The organism is Aeromicrobium sp. PFPM2_SD2, from assembly GCF_057364525.1.
Window position 1 is genome coordinate 1 of the sequence record NZ_JBNFNZ010000108.1, and the last position, 6,548, is coordinate 6,548.

7 protein-coding genes and 2 pseudogenes are annotated in these 6,548 nt (G+C 73.7%); 4 read left to right on the forward strand and 5 right to left on the reverse strand.

The features are described 5' to 3' along the window. Window positions 1-82: 82 nt before the first annotated feature. The 3 genes and pseudogenes from AC2W7G_RS07140 to AC2W7G_RS07150 all read right to left on the reverse strand — a co-directional run. On the reverse strand, window positions 83-913 hold the full coding sequence (locus tag AC2W7G_RS07140; RefSeq protein ID WP_485867825.1) for an SDR family NAD(P)-dependent oxidoreductase: 831 nt from the start codon (window positions 911-913) through the stop codon (window positions 83-85). Between the two features lie 27 nt (window positions 914-940). Next, window positions 941-1,270: a nuclear transport factor 2 family protein gene (locus AC2W7G_RS07145; RefSeq protein WP_485867831.1), complete on the reverse strand. Its 330-nt coding sequence runs from the start codon at window positions 1,268-1,270 to the stop codon at window positions 941-943. After that, a pseudogene (locus AC2W7G_RS07150) lies at window positions 1,186-1,377 on the reverse strand (nuclear transport factor 2 family protein); the annotation flags it as partial. The pseudogene AC2W7G_RS07150 and the gene AC2W7G_RS07145, both read right to left, overlap by 85 nt. Window positions 1,378-1,480: 103 nt before the next feature. Between AC2W7G_RS07150 and AC2W7G_RS07155 the strand changes: the two are divergent. Next, window positions 1,481-2,188, forward strand: coding sequence for an IclR family transcriptional regulator (locus AC2W7G_RS07155; protein ID WP_485867826.1), 708 nt, complete (start codon window positions 1,481-1,483; stop codon window positions 2,186-2,188). A gap of 40 nt (window positions 2,189-2,228) precedes the next feature. Continuing rightward, entirely contained in the window at window positions 2,229-2,576 is a 348-nt protein-coding gene (locus tag AC2W7G_RS07160) for a VOC family protein (protein WP_485867827.1), read from the forward strand. Window positions 2,577-2,583: 7 nt separating this feature from the next. On the opposite strand, the pseudogene AC2W7G_RS07165 reads toward AC2W7G_RS07160, so the two are convergent. Beyond that, window positions 2,584-3,161, reverse strand: a pseudogene (locus AC2W7G_RS07165) (LysR substrate-binding domain-containing protein). Beyond that, window positions 3,059-3,517 (reverse strand): LysR family transcriptional regulator, encoded by a 459-nt coding sequence (locus tag AC2W7G_RS07170; RefSeq protein WP_485867828.1) that lies wholly within the window; start codon window positions 3,515-3,517, stop codon window positions 3,059-3,061. Before AC2W7G_RS07170 ends, AC2W7G_RS07165 begins: the two are co-directional and overlap by 103 nt. Before the next feature lie 97 nt (window positions 3,518-3,614). Here AC2W7G_RS07170 and mdlC point away from each other — a divergent pair, with 97 nt between their 5' ends. Then, window positions 3,615-5,204, forward strand: a complete 1,590-nt coding sequence (gene mdlC / locus AC2W7G_RS07175) for a benzoylformate decarboxylase (protein WP_485867829.1) — start codon at window positions 3,615-3,617, stop codon at window positions 5,202-5,204. Window positions 5,205-5,260: 56 nt separating this feature from the next. Further along, window positions 5,261-6,505 (forward strand): MFS transporter, encoded by a 1,245-nt coding sequence (locus AC2W7G_RS07180; RefSeq protein WP_485867830.1) that lies wholly within the window; start codon window positions 5,261-5,263, stop codon window positions 6,503-6,505. The last annotated feature ends 43 nt before the right edge of the window (window positions 6,506-6,548 follow it).

Consider the following 6,548-nt stretch of genomic DNA (forward strand, 5'->3'; position numbering starts at 1 on the left):
GCCGCCGCCAGCGCCCCGGGGCGTGGTGGGGCGCCCCATGCCGGCGGCGGCGCCGGTCACGAGGACGACGCCGGGGTAGGACTCAGACATGGCGCGAGCCGCCGTCGACGGAGATCGAGTTGCCGGTGACGTAGCGCGCGGCGTCCGAGAGCAGGAACAGCATCGCGCCCAGCACCTCCTCGGGGGCGCCGAAGCGGTGCAGCGGGACGTTGTCGAGCGCGTTGGCCAAGGCCTCGGGGTCGCCCTTGATCCACTGGGTCATCTCGGTGTCGATGAAGCCGGGCGCGATCTGGTTGACCCGGATGCCCTTGTCGCCCAGCTCGAAGGCCAGCGACTCGGTGAGGTGGTGCACCGCCGCCTTGGACGCGCAGTAGGCCCCCCGGCCGCGGCGCACGCGCAGGGCCGAGACCGACGACATGTTGACGATCGCGCCGCCCTCGCCCATGTGGCGGGCCGCGGCCTGGGCGCCGAACAGGACGCCCTCGACGTTGACGTCCAGCGTCGCCGAGATCTGCTCGGGGCTGATCTCCTCGGCCAGCGCGAACGGGAAGATGCCGGCGTTGTTGATCCAGTAGTCGATGCGGCCGTGCTCGGCCAGCGCGACCTGCGCGAGCGCCTCGTGGTCGTCGGCCACGGTGACGTCGAGGCGGGCGCCGGTGACGCGACCCGGCTGCTCGGCGAGCGACTCGGCCGCGAGCTCCTCGGTGATCCGCTCGGCGGTGGCCTTCATCTGCACCTCGTCGATGTCGCCGCCGACCACGTGCACGCCGCGCGACGCCAGGCCCTTCGCGAACTGCGCGCCCATGCCGCGGGCGGCGCCGGTGACGACGGCGACCTTGCCCGGCATCTCGGGGTAGACGGCGCGGATGGTGGCGGTGTTGGTGCGGCCGGGGTTGTCGGCGACGGCGGTCATGGTGCTCTCCTCGGGTCGGGGAAGGGGTCAGGCGTGGTCGCGCACGACGTCGCGGCGGGCCACGAGCCAGCCGTCGGCATCACGCACGAGGCGGTCGTGCAGCGTTGTGATCCGCACCAGCCGGGCGTCCTCGCCGGCGCGGGTGCCGACGATCTGCAGGTAGGCGCGGACGCGCAGCTCGTCGGCGGCGGCCTCGACGACGTCGACGTTCGTGACGACGTGCCGCTGCACGTCGCCGCTCGCGCGTCCCGCCTCGGCGAAGCGCGCGGCGAACGCGTCAGGTCGGCGGTGCCGGTGACGGGCGCGGGGTAGCTGGGCGAGGCGAAGACGCCGTCGGCGGTGAACGTGGCCGCCCAGCCCGCCGCGTCGCCGCCGTCGATCAGGTGGCTCTGGCGCGCGTACAGCGACTGCACCGCGGCGGCGGTGGCCGGATCGGTGAGCGGCGTCATCCTGCTACCCTTCATTTGTGCGTTAATCGCACGCTTCGTGCGACAAACGCACACACTACGTGGGCCCGGTCACACCGTCAAGGCCGGGGTGCGACACGGGTCACAGGAGGTGACGGGCATGGGCGAGGGCCCTAGATTGACCGGCGTGGAGCTGGATGCCGGGATGTCGAAGACGCTGCACCACGGCCTGGTGATCCTCGAGGAGCTCGCGCGGCGGCCCGAGGGTCTCACCGTCACCGAGGTCGCGGACGCCGTCGGCGTGCACCGCACCGTGGCGCACCGCCTGCTGCGCACCCTGGAGGCCCACCAGCTCGTCCGCCGCGACGAGCACAAGCGCGTCCGGCTCAGCACCGGCCTGGTGTCGCTCGCCGAGTCCGTCGAGCACGGGCTGCGCGCCGTCGCCCTGCCCGTGCTGGAGCGGCTGGCCGAGACCACCCAGGCCACCGCCCACCTCGTGGTGCGCGAGTCCGCGACCCACGCCCGCGTGCTGCTCGTGGTGGAGCCGCGGCGCGCGCCCATGCACATCGCGTTCAAGCCGGGCCAGTCGATCGAGATGCCCCGCGGCTCGGCCGCCATGGCCATCCTGTCCACCGAGCCGCCGAGCGAGGGCGAGCGTCCCGAGGTCGCCCGGGCCCGCGCCGACGGCTACGCCATCTCCGCCGGCGAGGTCGTGCCGAGCACCGTCGGCGTCTCGGTAGGGGTGCCGCGGGGACGCACGACGCCGCCGGCCGCGATCGGACTGTCGCTGTTCGACGAGGCCAGCGCGCACCGCACCGCACCGGACGTCGTGGCCGCCGCCAAGGAGCTCCAGGCACTGCTGCCCTGAGGGCCTCGACCTTGTCGGTGGGCGGTCCTACCGTCGGTCCATGAACCTCTCACTCGCCATGGTCACGACCGACTCCGCCGACCCGCTCGCCTCCGCCCGCTGGTGGTCCGAGGCGCTCGGCGCCGAGATCGCGCACGAGATGGACGGCTTCGCCGCCGTCGCGCTCCCGAGCGGGGTGCTGCTGGGCTTCCAGCAGGTCCCCGACCCCACGCCGGGCAAGAACCGGCTCCACTACGACCTCGAGGCGTCCGACCCCGAGGCCGAGGCCGAGCGCCTCGTCGGCCTGGGCGCGACGAACCACGGCCGCCACGGCGACGAGTCCTTCTGGTGGCTCACCCTCGCCGACCCCGACGGCCTGCTGTTCGACATCGCGCCGAAGCACGGCTGAGACCGGTCTAGGTCACCGGCGCCACAGGCAGCTGGGCGGGCGAGACCTGCTCCCCCAGCACGTCCACGAGGAACGAGACGAGCCACCGTTGCGACGGGGTGCGCGACGCCTCGTGGCGCGCGTACGCCGCGACCTCCATGGGCTCGGTCTCGAACGGCAGGCGCACCGTCCGCAGCCGGTGCGAGTCGGCGAACACCTCGGCGACGTACTCGGGCAGGATCGCCACGAGGTCGGTGGCCTCGAGCAGGTACGGCAGGGCCGAGAAGCGGCTGACCTCGACCGCCACCCGGTCGAGCAGGTCGTGCTGCGCGAGCAGCTCGCGCGCCGCGGCGTGGCCGCTGGGACCCACGACGATGGCGTGCGCCTCCTGCTCGAGCCGGCTCACCGTCACCCCGTCGGGGCCGACCCGCGGGTGGTCGCCGCGACCATCGCGACGTAGCGCTCGCGGAACAGCGGGATCCGCACGGTCCGGTGCGACGTCATCACCGGCGTGGCCACGAAGGCGTCCACCTCGCCGCGGGCCAGCTGGCGCTCGACGTCGTCCACGTCCAGCGGCCGCACCGTGAACGAGACCTGCGGCGCCACCGCGCGGCCGCCGCCACCAGCCGCGGCAGCAGCGTCACCTCCCCCAGGTCCGACAGGGCGATGGCGAACCGGGCCGGGGTGGTCGCCGGGTCGAAGCGGCCGACCTGCTGCAGCACGCCGTCCACCTCGCCCAGGGCGCGGTGCAGCGGCTCGTACATCCGTTGCGCCACCGACGTGGGCACCAGGCCGCGTCCGGACCGCAGGAACAGCTCGTCGCCGAAGTGGCGGCGCAGACGGCCCAGGCTGTGGCTGACCGTCGGCTGGGTGACGCGCAGCGCGTCCGCCGCCACCGTCACGCTGCCCGTCTCGTAGAGCAGGACGAAGACCCGGGCCAGGTTGAGGTCGAAGTCCTTCATAGACGAAATCTATGCGACGACGCCGCGATATCTATTGGCGCCGCCCTCCGTCCGACGCCTAGCGTGATGCCGATCACGTCCACGTCGAGGGAGAACCGTGCCGTCCGTCCGCCAGATCGTCCACCAGCTGCTGCAGCACCAGGGCATGACCACCATCTTCGGCAACCCGGGCTCGAACGAGCTGCCGTTCCTGGCCGACCTGCCCTCGGACGTCCGCTACGTCCTGGGCCTGCACGAGGGCGCCGTCGTCTCGATGGCCGACGGCTACGCCCAGGCCACCGGACGCCCGGTGCTGGTCAACCTGCACGCCGCCTCCGGCTCGGGCAACGGCATGGGCGCGCTCACCAACGCCGTGGCCGCCCGCACCCCGCTGGTCGTCATGGCCGGCCAGCAGGTCCGCTCGGCGATCGGCCTGGAGGCCAACCTGGCCAACGTCGACGCGACCGCGCTCATGCGCCCGCTGGTCGGGTTCGCCACCGAGCCCGCCGCCGCCCGCGACGTGCCCCGCGCCGTCGCCCAGGCCGTCTTCGAGGCCCGGCTTCAGCGACGCCCGACGTACGTGTCGGTCCCCTACGACGACTGGGACGTCGAGGCCGGTGACGAGGCGCGGCACGTCCTGCAGCGCGACGTGCGCCGCGCCGGCACCCTCGACGACGAGCAGAGCCGCTGGCTGGTCGAGCAGGTCCGCTCCGCGCAGCGTCCCGCCCTCGTGCTCGGCGGTGACGTCGACACCCAGGGCCTCTTCGCCAAGGCCGTCGACCTGGCCGAGCGGCTCGGCTCGCCGGTCTGGGCCGCGCCGTCGCAGTTCCGCCTCCCCTTCCCCAACCGGCACCCGCTGTTCCGCGGCGTCCTGCCCGCCGGCATCTCGGCGGTGTCGGACGCCCTCGCCGGGCACGACCTCGTCCTCGTCGTCGGCGCCCCCGGTCTTCCGCTTACCCACGACGCACCAGCCCGGCCCCTTCCCTGCCGGACGCGCCCCGGCTCGTGCAGGTACACCGACGACGCGGCCGCCGCCGCCCGCGCCCCCATGGGCGAGGCGCTCGTCGCCGACCCCGCGTCGGCGATCGAGCTGCTGACCAAGACCCTCGACCACCCCGCCGGCACCTCCTTCGAGCCGACCCCGCCGCCCGCCCCGCGCACCGGCGACGGTGCCCGCCTGCACCCCGAGGAGGTCTTCGCGGCGCTGCGCGACACGCAGCCGCACGACACCTCCTACGTGGTCGAGTCGACGTCCACGAACGCCTCGTGGTGGCGCCAGATGGACCTGCGCCACCCCGGCTCGTACTACTTCCCCGCCGCCGGCGGGCTCGGCTACGGCCTGCCCGCGTCGGTCGGCGTGGCCCTCGGCCAGCCCGGCCGCCCCGTCGTCGGCGTCATCGGCGACGGCTCGGCCAACTACGGCATCACCGCCCTGTGGACCGCCGCCCAGCACCGGGTGCCGCTCACCGTCGTGCTGCTGCGCAACGGGACCTACGGCGCGTTGCGCTGGTTCGGCGACCTGCTCGGCGTGCCGGACGCCCCCGGCCTGGACGTGCCTGGCCTGGACTTCACGCGCATCGCCGAGGGCTACGGCGTCCCGGCCGTGCACGCCGGCTCGGTCGAGGAGCTGCGCGCCGTCCTGGCCACCCCGGCCGACGGGCCCCGGCTCGTCCAGGTCGACACCGTCCTCACCGCCCCCAGCTCCTGACCACCCGCCCGGGCACCCGCCCGACGCGTCCTTCCACCCCACCCACGGAGGCACCCATGGCATCCGGACCTCGTCCCGAGACGCTCGCGCCGGGCGGCACCGGCCCCGCGCGGCGCGTCGACCCCTGGACGGTCGCCCTGTGCTGGATCACCGTCCTGCTCGAGGGCTACGACCTGGTCGTCCTCGGCGCGATCATCCCGACGCTGCTGGACACCAAGCACCTCGGCTTCACCCCGGCCGACGCCACGACCGTCGCCACGCTCTCGCTCGTCGGCGTCGCCATCGGCGCCGTCTCGGTGGGCCCGCTCAGCGACCGGTTCGGCCGGCGCAAGCTGCTCATCGGCTCGGTGGTGCTGTTCTCCCTGTTCACCATCGCCGTGCCGTGGTCGGACTCCGTGGCGATGTTCGCGGCCCTGCGCTTCATCGCCGGCCTGGGCCTGGGCGCCTGCATGCCGGTGTCGCTGACGCTCATGGCCGAGAGCCTGCCCGCGCGCCAGCGCGCCCGGGCCAGCACGCTCACCATGACCGGCTACCACACCGGTGCCGTCATCACGTCGCTGCTGGCGCTGCAGTTCGCCAGCCACTGGGAGTGGCTGTTCTACGTCCTCGGCGTCGTCGGCCTCGTGATCGCGGCCATCCAGTGGTTCAAGCTGCCCGAGTCCGAGGCGTTCCTGGCCGCCGCGGGCGGTGCCGAGCGCAAGAAGGTGCCGTACACCGACCTGCTCAAGCCCACCCTGCTGCGCGCCTGCGTCGGTGTCTGGGTCGCGTCCTTCATGGGCCTGCTGCTGGTCTACGGCCTCAACACCTGGCTGCCGCAGCTCATGCGCTCGGCCGGCTACGCGGTGCCCGCCGCCGTCACCCAGCTGCTGATCCTCAACGCCGGCGGCATCGTCGGCCTGGTCGTGGGCGGCTTCATCGCCGACCGCCGCGGCATCAAGTGGACGGCGCTCATCTGGTTCGGCGTCGCCGCGGTGATGCTCGCCCTGCTGAGCATCCGCATGGACAGCCACCTGCTGCTGAGCGTCGTGGTGTTCTTCACCGGCGTGTTCGTGTTCTCCGCGCAGGTGCTGGTCTACGCCTACGTGACGAACTTCTTCCCCGCCGACATCCGCGGCACGGCGCTCGGCTCGGCGTCGGGCATCGGACGCCTGGGATCGATCGTCGGCCCGACGATCACCGGCGCGCTCGTGTCGGCCGGGTGGGGCCACCCGTGGGGGTTCTACTTCTTCGCCGTGGTCGGCGTGCTCGCGGTGGTCGCCGTGGCCACCCTGCCGCGGGGCGTGGCCGCCAGCGCCGACTGACCCGCCAGGACGACGCACGACGCCGGCCGTCACCCCCGAGGGG